The sequence below is a fragment of the Ruegeria sp. THAF57 genome (assembly GCF_903914075.1).
Lineage (GTDB): Bacteria > Pseudomonadota > Alphaproteobacteria > Rhodobacterales > Rhodobacteraceae > Ruegeria.
Genome location: NZ_CAIWNQ010000001.1, coordinates 261,538 through 278,527, shown reverse-complemented (window position 1 = coordinate 278,527; position 16,990 = coordinate 261,538). Strand labels below are relative to the sequence as shown.

20 protein-coding genes are annotated in these 16,990 nt (G+C 58.0%); 7 read left to right on the top strand and 13 right to left on the bottom strand.

Annotated elements, in window-relative coordinates; all coding sequences use genetic code 11:
- Window positions 1–19 precede the first annotated feature (19 nt).
- The 7 genes from RUESEDTHA_RS01315 to secG all read right to left on the bottom strand — a co-directional run bounded on the left by RUESEDTHA_RS01315 (window position 20) and on the right by secG (window position 5,732).
- The gene (locus tag RUESEDTHA_RS01315) at window positions 20–796 is read right to left on the bottom strand and encodes an ABC transporter ATP-binding protein (RefSeq protein ID WP_171122779.1); all 777 of its coding nucleotides are present in this window, start codon (window positions 794–796) and stop codon (window positions 20–22) included.
- Between the two features lie 125 nt (window positions 797–921).
- Complete coding sequence (locus RUESEDTHA_RS01310; protein ID WP_180883672.1) at window positions 922–1,674, bottom strand: phosphate/phosphite/phosphonate ABC transporter substrate-binding protein; 753 nt, start codon at window positions 1,672–1,674, stop codon at window positions 922–924.
- Window positions 1,671–2,108 carry a TerB family tellurite resistance protein gene (locus RUESEDTHA_RS01305; RefSeq protein ID WP_180883670.1) on the bottom strand — a complete coding sequence of 146 codons (438 nt, stop codon included), beginning with the start codon at window positions 2,106–2,108 and terminating at the stop codon, window positions 1,671–1,673. Before RUESEDTHA_RS01305 ends, RUESEDTHA_RS01310 begins: the two co-directional genes overlap by 4 nt.
- 21 nt (window positions 2,109–2,129) lie before the next feature.
- On the bottom strand, window positions 2,130–2,579 hold the full coding sequence (locus RUESEDTHA_RS01300; RefSeq protein WP_180884564.1) for a TerB family tellurite resistance protein: 450 nt from the start codon (window positions 2,577–2,579) through the stop codon (window positions 2,130–2,132).
- A gap of 112 nt (window positions 2,580–2,691) precedes the next feature.
- Window positions 2,692–3,459 carry an isocitrate lyase/phosphoenolpyruvate mutase family protein gene (locus tag RUESEDTHA_RS01295; RefSeq protein ID WP_180883668.1) on the bottom strand — a complete coding sequence of 256 codons (768 nt, stop codon included), beginning with the start codon at window positions 3,457–3,459 and terminating at the stop codon, window positions 2,692–2,694.
- 103 nt (window positions 3,460–3,562) lie between these two features.
- Complete coding sequence (locus RUESEDTHA_RS01290; protein WP_180883666.1) at window positions 3,563–5,206, bottom strand: CTP synthase; 1,644 nt, start codon at window positions 5,204–5,206, stop codon at window positions 3,563–3,565.
- A 160-nt stretch (window positions 5,207–5,366) separates the two neighbouring features.
- Complete coding sequence (gene secG / locus RUESEDTHA_RS01285; RefSeq protein WP_171121693.1) at window positions 5,367–5,732, bottom strand: preprotein translocase subunit SecG; 366 nt, start codon at window positions 5,730–5,732, stop codon at window positions 5,367–5,369.
- Between the two features lie 150 nt (window positions 5,733–5,882).
- Here secG and nthA point away from each other — a divergent pair, with 150 nt between their 5' ends.
- The 5 genes from nthA to RUESEDTHA_RS01260 all read left to right on the top strand — a co-directional run bounded on the left by nthA (window position 5,883) and on the right by RUESEDTHA_RS01260 (window position 9,254).
- Complete coding sequence (gene nthA, locus RUESEDTHA_RS01280) at window positions 5,883–6,497, top strand: nitrile hydratase subunit alpha (RefSeq protein ID WP_180884561.1); 615 nt, start codon at window positions 5,883–5,885, stop codon at window positions 6,495–6,497.
- Window positions 6,494–7,171, top strand: a complete 678-nt coding sequence (gene nthB / locus RUESEDTHA_RS01275; protein WP_180883664.1) for a nitrile hydratase subunit beta — start codon at window positions 6,494–6,496, stop codon at window positions 7,169–7,171. The genes nthA and nthB overlap by 4 nt, the downstream gene beginning before the upstream one ends.
- Entirely contained in the window at window positions 7,168–7,503 is a 336-nt protein-coding gene (locus tag RUESEDTHA_RS01270) for a nitrile hydratase accessory protein (RefSeq protein ID WP_180883662.1), read from the top strand. Before nthB ends, RUESEDTHA_RS01270 begins: the two co-directional genes overlap by 4 nt.
- Before the next feature lie 213 nt (window positions 7,504–7,716).
- Window positions 7,717–9,012 (top strand): adenylosuccinate synthase, encoded by a 1,296-nt coding sequence (locus RUESEDTHA_RS01265; RefSeq protein ID WP_180883660.1) that lies wholly within the window; start codon window positions 7,717–7,719, stop codon window positions 9,010–9,012.
- A complete protein-coding gene (locus tag RUESEDTHA_RS01260; RefSeq protein ID WP_171121034.1) occupies window positions 9,012–9,254 on the top strand; it encodes a DUF2842 domain-containing protein in 243 nt (80 codons plus the stop codon). Before RUESEDTHA_RS01265 ends, RUESEDTHA_RS01260 begins: the two co-directional genes overlap by 1 nt.
- Window positions 9,255–9,258: 4 nt before the next feature.
- On the opposite strand, the gene RUESEDTHA_RS01255 is transcribed toward RUESEDTHA_RS01260, so the two are convergent.
- Entirely contained in the window at window positions 9,259–9,822 is a 564-nt protein-coding gene (locus RUESEDTHA_RS01255) for an N-acetyltransferase family protein (protein WP_370456757.1), read from the bottom strand.
- Between the two features lie 180 nt (window positions 9,823–10,002).
- On the bottom strand, window positions 10,003–11,679 hold the full coding sequence (locus RUESEDTHA_RS01250; protein WP_180883656.1) for a hypothetical protein: 1,677 nt from the start codon (window positions 11,677–11,679) through the stop codon (window positions 10,003–10,005).
- 144 nt (window positions 11,680–11,823) lie between these two features.
- Here RUESEDTHA_RS01250 and RUESEDTHA_RS01245 point away from each other — a divergent pair, with 144 nt between their 5' ends.
- Window positions 11,824–12,510, top strand: coding sequence for a thiamine diphosphokinase (locus RUESEDTHA_RS01245; RefSeq protein ID WP_255431579.1), 687 nt, complete (start codon window positions 11,824–11,826; stop codon window positions 12,508–12,510).
- On the opposite strand, the gene RUESEDTHA_RS01240 is transcribed toward RUESEDTHA_RS01245, so the two are convergent.
- Genes RUESEDTHA_RS01240 through RUESEDTHA_RS01225 form a run of 4 tightly spaced genes read right to left on the bottom strand, consistent with a single transcriptional unit; the run spans window position 12,455 to window position 15,906 of the window.
- Window positions 12,455–13,369, bottom strand: a complete 915-nt coding sequence (locus tag RUESEDTHA_RS01240; protein WP_180883653.1) for a DMT family transporter — start codon at window positions 13,367–13,369, stop codon at window positions 12,455–12,457. The two genes, RUESEDTHA_RS01245 and RUESEDTHA_RS01240, sit on opposite strands and share 56 nt — an antisense overlap.
- A 10-nt stretch (window positions 13,370–13,379) precedes the next feature.
- Window positions 13,380–13,808, bottom strand: a complete 429-nt coding sequence (locus RUESEDTHA_RS01235; protein ID WP_180883651.1) for a GFA family protein — start codon at window positions 13,806–13,808, stop codon at window positions 13,380–13,382.
- Window positions 13,809–13,829: 21 nt separating this feature from the next.
- Window positions 13,830–15,203 carry an L-serine ammonia-lyase gene (locus RUESEDTHA_RS01230; RefSeq protein WP_180883649.1) on the bottom strand — a complete coding sequence of 458 codons (1,374 nt, stop codon included), beginning with the start codon at window positions 15,201–15,203 and terminating at the stop codon, window positions 13,830–13,832.
- A gap of 1 nt (window position 15,204) precedes the next feature.
- Window positions 15,205–15,906 (bottom strand): glutathione S-transferase family protein, encoded by a 702-nt coding sequence (locus tag RUESEDTHA_RS01225; protein ID WP_180883647.1) that lies wholly within the window; start codon window positions 15,904–15,906, stop codon window positions 15,205–15,207.
- A gap of 167 nt (window positions 15,907–16,073) precedes the next feature.
- On the opposite strand from RUESEDTHA_RS01225, the gene rpiA reads away from it, so the two are divergent.
- Complete coding sequence (gene rpiA, locus RUESEDTHA_RS01220; protein WP_180883645.1) at window positions 16,074–16,859, top strand: ribose-5-phosphate isomerase RpiA; 786 nt, start codon at window positions 16,074–16,076, stop codon at window positions 16,857–16,859.
- The last annotated feature ends 131 nt before the right edge of the window (window positions 16,860–16,990 follow it).

The following is a 16,990-nucleotide window of genomic DNA, read 5'->3' as shown; positions in this document are numbered from 1 at the left end:
GTTTAGTTCTGTCCTGAGTTTATGCCGCCTTGGTGGCGGATAGAAAGCCCTGAAGCCGTGCGGATTCAGGGGTGGTGAAGATGTCTTCCGGCAGGCCCTCTTCCTCGATCAGCCCTTGATGCAGAAACACCACGTGGCTTGAGATATCGGCCGCCATTTTCATGTCATGGGTCACGATGATCATGGTTCGGCCTTCAGCGGCCAGATCCTTGATAACCTTGATGACTTCCTGCTCTAACTCGGGGTCAAGCGCCGAGGTCGGCTCGTCAAACAGCAGTGCCTCGGGTTCCATGCACAAGCCGCGCGCAATTGCGGCACGCTGTTGCTGACCACCTGACAGTTGCGCCGGATATACGTCGCACTTGTCGCCGATACCGACTTTTTCCAGATATTTCCGCGCGCTGTCCTCAACCTCGGCCTTGTCGCGGCCCAGTACGGTGACCGGGGCTTCCATGACGTTTTGCAGGATTGTCATGTGGGCCCAAAGGTTGAATTGCTGAAAAACCATCGACAGGTTGGTGCGGATACGCAGAACCTGTTTCGCGTCGGCGGGGCGGCGGTGTTGACCTTGGCCTGCCCAACGGACGGGTTCGCCTTTGAACAAAATTTCTCCCTGCTGACTGTCTTCCAGCAGGTTGCAACAGCGTAGAAGCGTGGATTTACCTGACCCGGACGACCCGATCAAAGACACCACATCGCCGCGTCTGGCCGTAATATCCACCCCTTTCAGCACTTCTAGATTGCCGAAACTCTTGTGTAGGTTTTTGATCTCGATGACCGGAGTGGAATCTGTCACGGGAGCCCTGAGTGTTATTGGTGTTGGTGCGGTACTAGGGCTTAAATTTTTGAGCAATGCAATGCGCAAATGACGCGTTACCGCTCAGAAACTGTCAAAATGACCAGACGTTCTGGCCAAATCGGTCAGGGATTGAGCATCTCGGCAGCCGCTTGCGGTGCATTGGGAACAGCCAGATAGTCATCCGCCGGGATGGCGACAAGGTTCCGCAGAAGCAGCAACTTGGCGTCCTGATCAGACAGTTCGGTTATCGCCTTTTGAGTTGCCCGCGCGATGGCGGCTGCGTCTTGCCCGATGGCGGTGATGAAGGGAAGGGCGGGTGTCGGGGATGTTTCTTCGACCGCGCGTAACGCTGTCCCCAAGTTGGTGTGTTTCTTCAACAGTGCCCAAGTGACGGCATCCAGACAGGCATACTCGGCGCGACCATCCGCAACCGCTTGGGCTGAATACGCGTGACCGCCAGTCATAAGCAATTCAGATGGAAACCGGGCGTCTTTGGCAAGGTGAACCATAGGGGCAGCCCAGCCGGATTGTGAAAGCGCCTCGTTATAGGCAAATGTCCCGCTTGCTAGCTCTTTCAACCCACGGGGGTCATCCTGCCGGGCAACAAAGACCGAACGATAATGCCCCGGCGGACATCCCGGCAGCCCGTAATCCGGTGTTCCAACCAGTTGCACCTTGCCGTGCAATCGGGTGCGGTAGGGCATCCCGCATGTCTGGGCGAACAGAAGGTCGGGACTCTGCCAGATGTTCCATGCATCTTCGTCCCGTGTCAGGCTGGTGGGGCCGAAGCCAAGGTTTTCACGAATCAAAAGCCAGAAACGATCATTCGCGGATCGAACAGCGGGCATGTCATACATGCCCAACGCAGCGATCACGCCTTAGCTGCCTTTTGCCGCGCCAGGGCCGAGTCGACATCGCTGACCCCCAACAAGCTGACCACCAGCCGCAAAACGGAATCTTCCTCTCCAGTGCGGTGCCCATCGGCCAGCGCAACCGACCACATTGCCTGAACCACGGCAAGCCGATCTTCATATTGGACGGCTTCCTTGATCGCGCGGGTAAAGCGGACGGTGTCCGGGGCTTCGGCCTCAAGATCTTCGGCGCGGGCGCGCAGGGCGGCGGCTTCAAACGGGGACAGGCCATAACGTTCGGCGGAAACACGGTCGATCCGCGCCATCTCGCTGTCGGCATAGTCGTTGTCTGACCGTGCAATGCGGACCAATAGGGCGGTCAACGCCAATCGCGCATCGTCATCGGCAAGCGGGTCGGGCTGAGGCTGAGTAAGCCGGGACAGGAAATCACTGAACATATCGAAAGATATAGAGGCCGACTAGGTTTCTTCCAAGCGCCTTTGCACGCGGCCGCGTGCAACTTGGCTGTCATTAAAGCTGAGGCCCATCGCGATACGGGCTTCCTCGACGATCTTCATCTCACCTTCGTCGGAATTGCCGTCGGCCAGAACGACCTCCCACAGGGCGTCCAGGGCGGCCAGTCTCTCGTGCAGGTCCGTGGTTTCGCGGATCAGTTTGCCGAACGTGTCTGTCTCGGGGGCCGCCGCGTGCAGTTTTTCGCAAGTGGCGCGGACCTTGGCGGCCTCAATCGCGTTGTGCTGGTACAGACGGGCAAGTATCCGATCAATCAGGCTGATTTCTTCCAGCTTATAGTCGCGATCCGCCTGCGCCACGCGCACCATCAACGCACCCAACGCCAATTCAGCGTCCGGGTCGGGCAGATTCGTATGCTGTGGTGGGCGAAACGCCTGAAAGAGCTTTTTCAACATAATTTTAGAATATTCCATATTTTGTAGCCCGCCAAGCACGGACTACATGTCATGGACTGGAATCGTCAAAATTCCGCTGTGTGGGTTTCAGCGGGCCATAAGGCCCTGAAGTTTAGTTCAGAGCGTTTGCTGCCTGTTCTTGCAGCCATCCCAACATCTGTTTGTAGGGCACGGGGCCATAGCTGATGCGCGCCACGCCCAGAGAGGCCAATGTTGCGGTGTCCGGTGTGCCGGGCAGGGCAATGATGTTTACAGGCAGTTCGGTCGAATCGCATAACCGCGCGATAAGTGCCTCATCCTTCAGCCCCGGCGCAAAAAAGCCGCTGGCACCTGCCTCGGCATAGGCTTTGGCACGTGCGATTGCGTCGTCCAACATGTCATCGCTATGTGTATCGGGCTTGGCCTTGAGGAAAATATCCGTGCGCGCGTTGATAAAGGCGGGAATCCCGGCGGCATCACAACCTTCGCGCATTGCGCGTACCCGCGCTTCCTGAGTCTCGACGTCATACAAATCTTTTGTGCCCACGATCTGATCCTCGAAGTTGAAGCCGATCACCCCGGTTTCCAACGCACGTTCGACATTTGCAGCGACGCCAAGCACGTCCGAAGCGTAAGCCCCTTCGAAATCCAGCGTCACAGGAAGATCGACGGCCGCCACAATACGACGGGCATTGTCCAGCGCGGCCTCCATTGGAATGTTCTCGCCATCCCCGAACCCCTGCGCCATGGCGACCGGGGCGCTGCCCGTAGCAATCGCCTTGGCCCCGGCATCACGCACGGCTCCGGCGCTGCCAGCGTCCCAGATATTGAACAGAATTACAGGGTCGCCCTTCTTGTGCAGGGCGGCAAAGGTCTCTGCGCGTGTGATCTGATCTGTCATGGCCGGTCTCCTGTCGTTGTTGTCACGACAGTTAAAGGCGCAAACAGCCGATGCGTACAGATTTTTTCGCACCGACTGTCACAAGGCAGTGATCCCACGAAGGTCAGACCAGACGAGAGGTGTCCTTGGCCGCACGCACGAACTCGCGGAACAAAGGATGCGGGTCGAACGGCTTTGACTTCAGTTCGGGGTGATACTGCACACCGATGAACCACGGATGGTCTGACCATTCGACAATTTCCGGCAAACGTCCGTCAGGGGACATGCCCGAGAATTTGAGCCCGGCCTTTTCCAATTGCTCGCGGTACTTGATGTCGACCTCATAGCGGTGGCGGTGGCGCTCTTCGATATTGGTGCCGCCGTAAACCTCGGCCACTTTCGAGCCATCGGCCAGAACCGCATCATACGCGCCCAGACGCATGGTGCCGCCTTTGTCGTCGCCCACTTTGCGTTCAACCTTGTGGTTGCCCTGAACCCATTCCTTCAGGTGATAAACCACGGGTTCAAAACGCTTTTTGCCGGCTTCGTGGTCGAACTCTTCGGAACCCGCCTCTTTGATGCCAGCCGCGTTCCGGGCCGCTTCGATCACAGCCATCTGCATGCCAAGACAGATACCCAGATAGGGAACCTTGTGCTCGCGAGCGTATTGCGCGGCCTTGATTTTGCCTTCCGTACCACGCTCGCCAAAGCCGCCGGGGACAAGGATGGCGTGGAAACCTTCCAGATGGGGCGCGGCGTCTTCTGTATCGAACACCTCGGCGTCGACCCATTCGACCTTGACCTTGACGCGGTTGGCCATGCCACCATGAGTCAGCGCTTCGGCAATCGACTTATAGGCGTCTTCCAGTTGGGTGTATTTACCGACGATGGCGACCTTTACCTCGCCTTCGGCATTGTGGATTCGGTCACTGACGTCTTCCCATTTCGCCAGATCGGGTTTCGGGGCAGGGCTGATCTGGAACGCATCCAGAACCGCCTGATCCAGACCTTCCTTGTGATAAGCCAGCGGCGCGTCGTAAATCGTGCCAAGGTCCTGCGCCGCGATCACGCTGTCAGGGCGCACGTTGCAGAACAGGGCCAGCTTTTCGCGTTCTTTCTTTGGGATCGGACCTTCCGACCGGCAAACCAGAATGTCAGGGGCCAGACCGATGGAGCGCAGCTCTTTGACAGAGTGCTGGGTTGGCTTGGTTTTCAACTCGCCCGACGCCTTGATGTAGGGCAGCAGCGTCAGGTGCATGAACAGGCACTGGCCGCGCGGCTTGTCCTGGCTAAACTGACGGATGGCTTCGAAAAAGGGCAGGCCCTCGATATCGCCGACGGTGCCGCCGATCTCACACAGCATGAAATCAACCTCATCCTCGCCAATGGCGATGAAATCCTTGATTTCGTTGGTGACGTGCGGGATCACCTGAATGGTTTTGCCCAGATAGTCGCCACGGCGCTCCTTCTCGAGCACATTCGAATAGATCCGCCCCGAGCTGACCGAGTCGGTCTTGCGCGCGGCGACACCTGTGAAGCGCTCATAATGGCCAAGGTCCAGATCGGTTTCGGCCCCGTCATCGGTGACGAACACTTCACCATGTTCAAACGGCGACATAGTGCCAGGGTCGACGTTCAGATAGGGGTCCAGCTTGCGCAGCCGGACCGAGTATCCGCGTGCCTGCAACAAGGCACCCAAAGCTGCCGAGGCCAGCCCTTTGCCCAAGGACGAAACCACACCACCGGTGATGAAAATAAAACGCGCCATGTTGTTCGGCTAGCTCCCGTGAGACGTCAAAATCAGCTGCCCGACGGTTCCGAAAAACCGTTGCATCACGGGACTCCATACATAAAGGATTCGCGCCCAAAGCGCAAGAGAACCGCAAGATGCTGTTGCAGTTCTCTGTCAGGTTTCTAGGTTTTGTGGATCAGTCGGCCTGCGGGATAAGCGGCGCGTTGTCGCCCTGTACCGGAGGCAGAAGATCGTCCGCCGACGGAACCGCCGGTGCGCTTTCTTCAGTCGCAGCCGGGGCAGGAACGCCCAACCGGTCAATAACCGAGCTGCCCGAGGATTTCTGAGCCGCCAGAATCGTCAGCGTGATCGAGGTGACGATAAAGCACGCCGCCAGAATCCACGTGACCTTGCCCAACGCAGTTGCAGCCGCGCGGCCGCTAACGGCGCCGCCACCGCCGCCACCCATGCCAAGACCACCGCCTTCGGACCGCTGCATTAGGACGACAGCGATCAGGCCCAGAGCCAGAAGAAGATGGATGATGAGAACGACGTTTTCCATGGTGGTCCTGTACAGCGTGGCGTGTATCGCGAGGTACTTATGCAAGTTTGGTTCCGGGGGCAAGTCACGAGTTTCCATCAGGATCAATGATGTGTCTTATCACGGCAAGGGGACTGGACAGATCGGCGGGTCGTGGCGCAACCTGCGGCCATGCCTCATGATGATCACGACCACCCGCACGCTCTTTTGCCGCCCGAACCTGCCTTGCGCGTCAAGGCGCTCGAGACGATTCTGACTCGCAAGGGGCTGGTTGACCCGGCGGCTTTGGATGAGATCATCGACACCTACCAAAACAAGATAGGCCCTCAGAACGGTGCGCGTGTCGTCGCAAAGGCGTGGACGGACCCGGAATTCAAACGCGCTTTGCTTGAGGATGCGACCCCGGTTGTTGCTGATCTTGGATTTTATGGGCGGCAGGGCGAACACATTGTCGTGGTCGAGAATACGCCCGCCCAACATAATATGGTGGTTTGCACCTTGTGCAGTTGTTACCCGTGGCCGTTGCTTGGTATCCCCCCGGGGTGGTACAAGTCCGACGCATATCGCGCGCGTGCCGTTCGAGAGCCGCGCAAAGTATTGGCCGAGTTTGGTGTGGCACTGCCATCCGAAACTGCCGTTCGGGTTTGGGATTCGACCGCCGAAATCCGCTATCTGGTTCTTCCAATGCGGCCCAAAGGCACCGTATCGCTTGACGAAGACGCTCTGACCGCCTTGGTGACACGCGACAGCATGATCGGAACCGGTTTGCCCAAGGTGCCCTCATGACACGGGTTCACGACATGGGTGGGCGGTTTGGCGATGGCCCAATAGTCCCCGATGCCGACGGTGCGCCGGTATTTCCCCAGGAGTGGCATGGTCGCGCATTGGCCGTAACTTTGGCAGCAGGCTTTCTAGGCCAGTGGAACATCGACATTTCGCGCCATGCGCGTGAGCGTTTATCGCCAAAGGACTACACGCGGTTTTCCTACTACGAAAAGTGGATATCTGCCTTGGCTGACTTGTTGGTCGAGCAAGGTGTTCTGACATTGGCCGACTTGAAGGGGGCGGAACAAGAGGGGCCGCATCCTCTGGCATCAAGGACGCTCAAAGCCGAAGCCGTTAGTACCGCGCTATCCAAAGGTGGTCCCGCGGATCGACCGTCCAACGTGCCAGTGCGATACGAAATCGGCCAGAGCGTTCGGACCGTTCACCCTGCTTCCAATCGGTTGGTGGATGGCGGTCACACACGATTGCCAGCCTACGCCGCTGGAGCCGAGGGGCGGGTTCTGCGTGTTCACGGCACCCATGTCTTACCGGACTCAAACGCGCATGGCCTTGGCGAAGCGCCCGAGCCGCTTTATGCAGTGGTTTTCGCCGCATCGGAACTTTGGGCAGCGCCCGAAAACCCCAAGGACGAGGTCGTACTAGACCTCTGGCAAAGCTATCTGGAGCCTTCATGACCGATTGCATCGCGCATACAGCTCCCGAGCCGGTGTTTGCCGAACCATGGCACGCTCAGGTCTTTGCCGTGACAGTTGCGCTGAACGAAGCGGGGCGATTCGATTGGCCGGAATGGGCGACAAGATTTTCTGCTACGTTGAAGCGTCACGGGTTGAAGAAGGAACTCGATGGCGGCGAGGATTATTTTCGCGCTTGGCTTGAGACACTGGAAACGCTTCTTGTAGATGGCGGTGAAACCAACGCTGGCGATATCGACGCTGTATCAGCGGCCTGGGAAAAAGCGTATTTGACCACACCCCATGGCAGCCCTGTTGAATTGAGTGCCGATTAGGGGGCTCTGCCCCCGCCGCGCGTTCCGCGCGCCTCCCCCGGGATATTGATAGCCAGATGAAGCAGGGGATCCGTTCTTCATCTGGCTCAAAATATCCCCGCCGGAGGCATCGCGCGGAGCGCGGTTTTGATCTGCGGCGAATTACCGGTTTCCCTGCCGCTTTCTCCTCGTTATATGAGCCGAGTTTGATATCTCAGCGCAAAAGGACCGGATATGGCCAATGTGGTTGTTGTCGGCGCCCAGTGGGGTGACGAAGGAAAAGGCAAGATCGTCGACTGGCTCAGTGAGCGGGCAGATGTCATCGCGCGTTTTCAAGGTGGGCATAATGCCGGGCACACGCTGGTGATCGATGGTGAAGTTTACAAGCTGAACGCGCTGCCTTCTGGTGTGGTGCGTGGTGGAAAGCTGAGCGTGATCGGCAACGGTGTTGTTCTGGATCCTTGGCACTTGGTGAACGAAATTGCCTCGATCCGTAAACAGGGGGTCGAGATCACCCCTCAAACGTTGATGATTGCTGAAAACACGCCCTTGATCCTGCCCATTCACGGTGAGCTGGACCGAGCGCGGGAAGAAGCGGCAAGCAAGGGTACCAAGATCGGAACCACAGGGCGCGGCATCGGCCCGGCTTATGAGGATAAGGTGGGGCGCCGCTCGGTGCGCGTTGCTGATCTGGCTGATGAGGCGACGCTTGAGGCACGGGTTGACCGGGCGCTGCAACACCATGATCCGTTGCGCAAAGGTCTGGGGATCGAAGCAGTGGATCGTGACGCGCTGATCGCTCAGTTGAAAGAGATCGCCTCGGAAATCCTGCCTTTTGCGGCTCCGGTCTGGAAAGTGCTGAATGAAAAGCGCAAGGCGGGGAAACGCATTCTGTTTGAAGGGGCGCAGGGGGCACTGCTGGATATTGATTTTGGCACCTATCCTTTCGTGACGTCTTCGAACGTGATCGCAGGGCAGGCCGCAACGGGCGTAGGCATTGGGCCGGGGTCGGTGGATTTTGTTCTGGGTATCGTCAAAGCCTATACCACCCGCGTCGGTGAGGGACCTTTCCCGACCGAGCTGGATGACGAGGACGGCCACCGTCTGGGCACTCGGGGTCATGAATTTGGAACTGTGACAGGACGCAAACGCCGCTGCGGGTGGTTCGATGCCTGCCTTGTTCGGCAGACCTGTGCCACCAGCGGTGTAAACGGCATCTCGCTGACAAAGCTGGATGTGCTTGACGGGTTTGAGACGCTGAAAATCTGTGTGGGGTATGATCTGGACGGCAAGCGACTGGATTACCTGCCGACCGCCGCAGATCAGCAGGCCCGCTGTAAACCGATCTATGAAGAAATGCCGGGTTGGAGCGAATCCACCGAGGGTGCCCGCAGTTGGGCAGACCTGCCTGCAAACGCCATCAAATACGTGCGCCGAGTCGAAGAACTGATCGAATGCCCTGTAGCCCTATTGTCGACAAGCCCGGAGCGGGACGACACCATTCTGGTGACTGACCCGTTTGCAGATTGATGGGAACCGATCAGAAACCAGGCCTCAGCTATAAGGCACGCCGTCGTTGGTCGATGGTGTTGCTGCTGGTTGGTCTGCCGGCCTATATCGTGGCGGTGGTGACAATTGTGAATTGGCTCGACCGACCGCCGATCTGGTTGGAACTGCTGGTCTATGTCGTGCTTGGCGTCTTGTGGGCTTTGCCGTTTAAGTTCGTGTTTAAAGGCGTCGGCAAAGAAGATCCGGATCAGCCATCGGAATAGGTGTTCACTGCCTGTTTCCGTGCTCGGGTAATGGCCAAGTCAGGATTGCGCGCGCTAAGGCGTGATACTCGCCCGATATTTCTTCGGCGAGGCTGAACGGGCTTGGCCATGGTGTGGTCAGTGTGGCCTCGACCTGTCCGGTGACAAGCTTCAATTCAGCTTTGTGTTTTTCCGCCAGACGGCGCATTTTCTGGTTCGTCGCCAGGCACAGCATATGAACCTCGCGAATGCCTCGGTTTCGCGCGGCTGCAATGATCCGAGAGAGCAGGGCATCGCCGATACCGCGGTCTTGCCAGGATGCTTCGACTGTCATCGCAACTTCTGCCACGAAATTCTGGCTATCGGGTACAGTCCGAAGCTCGCCAACACCTCGCAGACAGGAATCTGGAAAGGCCCCGAAAACAAGCGCGGCATTGTCAAATATTCCGTCCAGATAGTTTTGCACGAATTCCTGTCTGACCGGGACGCCAAACCGAGAGGTCAGCGTGTCTTCGTTTAAATTCCTATAATGGCTTACTATTTTTGGTTTGTCGTATATTCGAAGGCGCCGTATTGGGAGTTCATACATGGCACGACTCCTGTTTTAACGAATTGTGAACATCAAATTAGACGGGGATAGGTTACCATTTTTCTGCAGTGCAGCAAAAATGACGTTTCGTCACAATCAGCCGCGAGGGCATCTGTCTGAAAAGGCAAAAGAAAAGGCCGGCGCATTGCACCGGCCCCTTGATTTCAAGCTTGTAAACGGTCAGCCAGCGGCGCGTTCGTCATTCGGGCGAAAGCCAATCTGGTTTGACGCTGCAAACCGTCCGCCGCCTGCTTTCTCGATCTTGCCGTCGCGCAGCAACTGACCGAAGGACCGCAGGCTTTCTTCGCGGTTGAACTCATCTTGCTTGAGAGAGCGGATCTTGTTCATCAACTGTGGACGCGAGAATTGCTCCTGACCTTCGATGAACGACAGGTAGGCCGCTGCGGCCTCAAGCAGATCAGGCAGGGACTGCGCGCCTTGCTCTTGCGCGAAGGATGCAAATCCACCTTCCTCGCTCGCCTGATCTTCACCCTCGGACGTTACACGGCGGGGCGTAACAGGGCTGGCATCTTCGTCGTGATTGTCAATGCGTTGCTCCGCCACCAGCTTCAACGGAGCCAGCGTATCCGATTGCGGGCGCATGCTGGTCACCTGAACCTCGGGGCGGCGAGGGCTGACTACGGACGATGTCAGGTTGCGATATTCTTCTTCCTCATCGTCTGCCTCGGGCTGGTCCTTACGCTCTGCTTCGGTCGCGGCCACCGCAGCACGGAGGTGAGAATAGGTCTCGCGCTGTGTGTTCGCCGGATCGTCCATCTGAACACCGGCTTTGTCCATCAGGCGCGTCAAATCCTGATCCGATGCCGCGGAATCGGCTGCGGGTTCGTTCGCACGATTGGCAAGGAACGCCTCAACCTCAGAGATTTCGCTAAGGAGGTTTTCTTCGTCCTGCGCGCTCAGAACACCTTCTTCGGCAGCGGTCTCTTCAACTTCGAGTTCGCCGTCGTCCGAGGCATCCTCGCTGAGGATATTGAGGATCTCTTCGTCTTTGTCCTGTTCGTCATCCGAAAGCTGGATTTCAGTCTCGGCAATCTCTTCCTCGATCACGTCCTCGGTTGGCAACACCGGGGTTTCTTCCAGATCTTCGACGGCTTCAATCACCGCCTCAATGGACGGATCGTATTCTTCGACAGGCTCGTCCAGTTCAGCAACCGGTTCAACGGCTTCAGGAGCCGCCTCGGCCGTGGGCATATGGTCGTCTTCGGCAATCGGTGCGGTGTTCTCTGCTTCGAACGGTGCTGCGTCGGCTTGGGCAACATCTTCTGTCGAGACGTCTTCCTGCAGGTCTTCCGCGCTCAGCGAACCGGCTTCAAAGGCTGCTGCAACGGCGTCCGAAGGGCCAGCGGCCTCTCTCATCAGTGTCGTTTCTTCGTCCTCAGCGTAAATGACCGAATTCTCGTCGGTATGGGATACGACGGCACGAATGCGCTGTAGCTTGGCGGCGATGCTGTCAGCCGCCGGGGCAGGGGCGTTTTCAACCTCTTCCGCGTCATCAAAGAAAACAGCGGGGGCTTGTTCCGGCTCTGCCGCGCTCAGCGCTTGTTCTACTGGCGTTGCAGGTTCGGAAGGCGCTGCCGCAACTTCGGTTGCACGCAGCAACAGGCCGCTTTCGTTCTGGCGGGCTTCCACGCGTGTAGATGCGTCGCGCTGCGCGATGCGGGCCAACATCTCGGCGTCGGGCTGGGGAGGTTCTGACCCAAAGTACCGGTCTTCCGCAGCAAGGTCGCGAAAGTACTCAGCAATGGCCTTCATCGTTTCGAATGAATCGTCAAAGCCTTCCAAAGTGCATGAGAAGGTTCCGTAGGAAACGGTTAAAACCTTGTTATTCTGTACCATCAGACGCACGTCCTTTACAAACTACCTGAACCAACCTGCCCAGGTCCGGGCACCCCTATTGGTTCGAAACTTTGCTTATAAACCTATCATTTTGTGGTCTGAATGTGTCCAAAACCGGGAAAAATGATCAATCTTAGAAAAAATATGCCAATTGTGCGCTCTGACGAGCCAATTGTGCTGGTCGGAGGCGGGCAAATTGGGCCCCGCGATCTGGAAACCGCGCTGATTCGCGCGGGTAAGGTCGTGGCCGCCGATGGCGGAGCGATACCAGTGCTTGAGGCCGGCCATATCCCCGAGGCCGTGATCGGAGATTTCGATTCGCTGGAGGCATCACACAAAGCGCAGATTCCATCCGACCGTCTGTTTCCAATTCGTGAACAAGACAGCACGGATTTTGACAAGGCATTGCGCAGCGTAGACGCGCCGCTGATCCTGGGCGTCGGGTTTCTTGGCGGGCGTTTGGATCACCAATTGGCTGTGCTTAACGGGTTGGTCAGGCGGCAGGATCGGCCCTGCGTCCTGTTGGGAGAGCATGAGGTCGTGTTTCACGCACCGCTAAACATCAGGCTTGCGCTTGCGCCGGGTGACGTCGTCTCATTGTTTCCATTTCAGCGGGTAACGGGGCAGAGTAAGGGATTGGAATGGCCGATCGACACGCTGGTTCTGGAACCTGACGGAGTGGTCGGGACATCGAACCGGGCAGTGTCTGAGGTTACGCTAACCATGGACGCGCCGGGGTTGTTGATGATGGTCCCGAGGACGGCCTTGGATGCGGTTATGCAGGCGTTTCAGTCGGGGCAGACCGGGCGCTGGCCCGCTCGCGCAGAATGACATAGAGGCCGGCCAGAACGGTGACCGCAATACCGATCGCGGCCATGCCGTCGGGCAGGTCCGAAAAGATCAGCCAGCCGAACAGGGTGGCGACTGGTATCTCAAGGTACTGCATCGGGGCCAGCGTCGCCGAGGGCGCATAGCGCAGTGACCACGTCATAAACAGATGCGCGACTGTCCCAAGCAGGCCTATCGCCAAGAACAGGAAATGGGTGCCTTCAGTTGGGGCGACCAGCGAAAGGTGCCAGACCTCCGTCGCGGTTCCAGCGATCAGGACGGGCAACATGATGATGGTGGCCATCGCACCCGAAACAGCTTGAAGGGCAATCGGGTCGGCCTCTTTCGCTATTTGTCGCGTGACCAGCATGAACAGTGCAAAGACGACGGCGACGACAAGGGGCAGAAGGGCTGCCGCTCCGACTTGAATGAAGCTTGGCTGGATAACCATCAGCGTCCCGGCGAAACCTACGGCGCAGGCCACAAGGCGCCTCAGGCCGACCTCTTCGCCCAGCACGTAACGACCCAGCAACAGCATGATGAAGGGCATGACAAAGGCGATGGCCACCGCGTCGGCCAACGGCAGATATTGCAGGGCGGTGAACATCGCGCTGATACCGAGAATGTGCAAAATCGTTCGAATGGCCGTCAGGCGTAGTACGCGCCCCCGCATCCGCCAATGTCGTCCCGTCAAAGCAACCAACGGGATCAGAACCACCGCCTGCACCGCGAAACGGATAAAGACCAGCATCGCAACGGGCGTTGTCTCACCCAAAAGCTTGGCCATTGCGTCGCCCAAGGGGGCGAGCACGCAAAACCCAAGCATCAAGACGATACCGAAGACGGGGCGATCTTGTGTCATGCCCGCGACGCTAAGTTGAATGGGGGTCTTCGGGCAAGGGCTGTACTTGGGTGTAGTCCGGTCCAATGCAGATCGGCAGAGTGTCATTCAGCTTAAGCCATTCCAGCTTTTCTTCGTGGGCTACATGTAGCGTCGGCTGCAATGCGTCGGGATTGTCCAGCGTCGCGACGTATAGATGCAGGATGCCGGACATCGCCTGAGACCGAAACGAAATCGGCGTGCCGCATTTCGGGCAGAAACTGCGTTCAACGCCGGGCGAAGACCTAAAGGTCTTTGGTTTCTTGCCCGTCCAGCGCCACTGGCCGTCGCGCACCCCGAAATATGTTGTCATAGGCGCGGCGCATTGCCGCCGGCAACTGTCGCAGTGGCAGGTCACGCAGGACAGGGCCGGGGGATCGACCTCAAAGGTTATCGAGCCACATAGGCAATGTCCGCGCATGACGCTCCTCCGACTCGGGGATCAACAGTTGGGCACGTTCACGGCCAGACCACCCAACGACGTTTCCTTGTACTTTTCGTGCATGTCATGCCCGGTTTGGCGCATGGTTTCGATGACTGCGTCCAAGGGGACAAAGTGACGACCATCACCGCGCAACGCCAAAGACGCTGCTGAAACTGCTTTGATTGCGCCCAGGCCGTTGCGCTCGATGCAGGGAACCTGAACCAGCCCCGCGACCGGGTCGCAGGTCATGCCCAAGTGGTGCTCCAACGCGATTTCAGCCGCGTTTTCCACTTGCTCAGGCGTGCCACCCATCACAGCGCACAGCCCCGCGGCAGCCATTGCCGAGGCGCTGCCAACCTCGGCCTGACACCCAGCTTCGGCACCCGAGATCGACGCGTTGAACTTGACCAGCCCGCCAATGGCAGCCGCAGTCAGCAAGAAATCCTCAATATGCGTTTCCGAAGCACCGGGCACGTGATCAAGGTAATAGCGCAGGACCGCAGGCAGAACCCCGGCAGCGCCGTTTGTTGGCGCTGTTACGACCTGCCCCCCGGCCGCGTTTTCCTCGTTTACCGCCATGGCGTAAACGCTCATCCAATCGTTGATTGTGTGCGGGGCATTCAGGTTCATCCCGCGTTCGGCCTGAAGCGCGTCGTGAATACCCTTAGCGCGTCGGCGCACGCTCAGGCCACCAGGCAGAATGCCATCCGTGTGCAAGCCCCTCTCGATACAGTCATTCATGACTTGCCACAGTCGGGCCGAGCCTTTGGCAAAACTGTCGGCACACCCGCGCGCGATCTCGTTGGCGCGCTTCATCTCGGCGATGCTTTTGCCGCTGGCCTTGGCCATGTCCAGCATTTCGACCGCCGATTTGAACGGAAAGGGGACGGGGGCGCCTTCGTCAGTGGCTTTGCCTGCGGCCAGTTCTTCTTCCGTCAGGACAAATCCGCCCCCGATCGAATAGTAGACCTGCCGGAGGATTACGTCGCCTTGTGCGTCCGTAGCCATAAGGATCATGCCGTTGGCGTGGCCGGGCAGGGTGTGATCGTAATCAAAGACCAAATCTGCCTTGGGGTCGAAATGCAGCGTCGGCAAACCATCGGGGGTTACGCTGTGGCTCTCTTTGATGGCCAGCAGCGCGGCTTCGGCTTTTTCATTGTCGTAAGTATCCGGAACAAATCCAGCCAGCCCCAGTATCGTCGCGCGGTCCGTGGCGTGCCCGACACCGGTAAAAGCAAGAGAACCGTGCAGCGAGCCGCGCAGGCCCGCAAACTCGAACGGGGAATCTCGCATAAGGTCCAGAAAACGTGCCGCGGCCACCATCGGACCCATTGTGTGCGACGAGGATGGGCCAATGCCCACTTTGAACATATCGAAGACAGACAGGAACATATCAGGTAGCAGAGCCTTCTGGAGGGTTAGCATAAGTCGGAGAAGTAAACGGTGTAACCCCCAACCCTTCGGCTTTGATGGCTGCACGAGTGGCGGGGCGGGTTTCCAGATGCATAAGCACGTCCCGCAGGCGCGGTGTATCGTGCACCTGATACCAACTGCGGTCGGACTGCATCGGGTACAGGGCCATCCAACGCATCTGGCAAGCAAGGTAATACGTTAGAACCGAGGGTTTCTCGGGGTGCAGCCAGTTCGGGGTTTGCTCTGCTGTGGCTTCCAGAACCTGAAGGTGCTGGCGCAATCTCTGGCGCATTCCTTCGCGTAACGGCTCGGTTTGTGCTGCTTCAATGTATTTTTCTGCATAAAAAAGGATGCGCAGGTCAGCGTGCAGAGTGTTCGATGCAAAGAACAGCCACTTCAAGAACGCGGCCCGGTCCGGGCTGTCTGGTCCCGGGGCAAGCTGCTTATGGGTGTCGGCCAACCACAGCAAAATCGCGGCTGTTTCAAAAATCGGACCCTGCGGTGTTTCCAGAACCGGGATCAGACCGTTGGGATTCAGCGAGCGATAGGCCGCACCGTCCTGTGCGTTCTGGCGGCGATCAACCAGAGCCGTTTCGTAAGACAGCCCCATTTCTTCCAACGCCAGCCGGATCACCAGCGAGGCGTTGTCGGGGGCATAGTGCAGACAGTAGAGCGCGTTCATGACGCCTGTGTACACCGCAGCGCAGAAGGCGAAACCTTCGATTGCGACGTTTCCAATCGGAAACGCGTAGTTTTCAGCCGTGCAAGTATTGCGAAATGTTTTATTCGCTCTCGCAGTTGCCGCAGGCATTCCGTATAAGTCCGGCAGCAAAATAAGGATCTACGGCGATGATCGGAGAGTTGTCACCCATCGACAAAGCCAAATATGTCGCCGCGCGCCGCGCGGCTGACATGGTGCAGGACGGAATGCGCGTCGGGCTTGGCACCGGGTCGACTGCCGATTGGATGGTGCGTCGTTTGGGGGAACGGGCGCAGCGAGAGGGCCTGAAGATCAAGGGTGTGCCAACTTCGACCCGCACGGCGCAACTGGCCCGTGAGGTCGGGATTGACGTTGTCTCACTGGATCAGGCTGGATGGCTGGATATCACCATTGATGGCGCGGATGAGTTTGACGGCGAGCTGAACCTCATAAAAGGCGGTGGCGGTGCGCTGCTACAGGAAAAGATCGTCGCCACAGCCAGTGATCAGATGGTCGTGATCGCAGATGCCGGCAAAGAGGTTGAAACGCTGGGTGCGTTTCCCCTGCCGATCGAAGTCATTCCGTTCGGCTGGCAGACAACACGCACTTTGATCGAAGAAGTGCTGGATACAATGGATGTGTTGGGCACCTCGACCGCGTTGCGCATGATCGGACAGGCGCCGTATGTGACTGACGAAGGCAACCACATTCTGGACCTGCACCTTCAGCGTATTGGAAATGTGCGGCAGTTGGCATTGGTCTTGAACCAGGTCCCCGGTGTGGTTGAGAACGGATTGTTCGTGGATATCTGTGACCAGGTCGTGATCGGTTATGGGGATGGCCGTGTCGAACTGCGCGATATCAACGAAGGGACAACCGAAATGGATCAGCCCACTGAAGGCGGTGAAAACCTGTTCGCGGATCTTGCGGACTAACAAGGTGGTGAAGCTGAACTTTGCGCGATCGCGAAGAGCTCAGCGAACTTTCTGAAACATCAAGGGTTGGCAGTTTGGTAATCGACCCCAGATACTCAACGAATTTTGGCTTGAAAGAACAAGGGAACTCA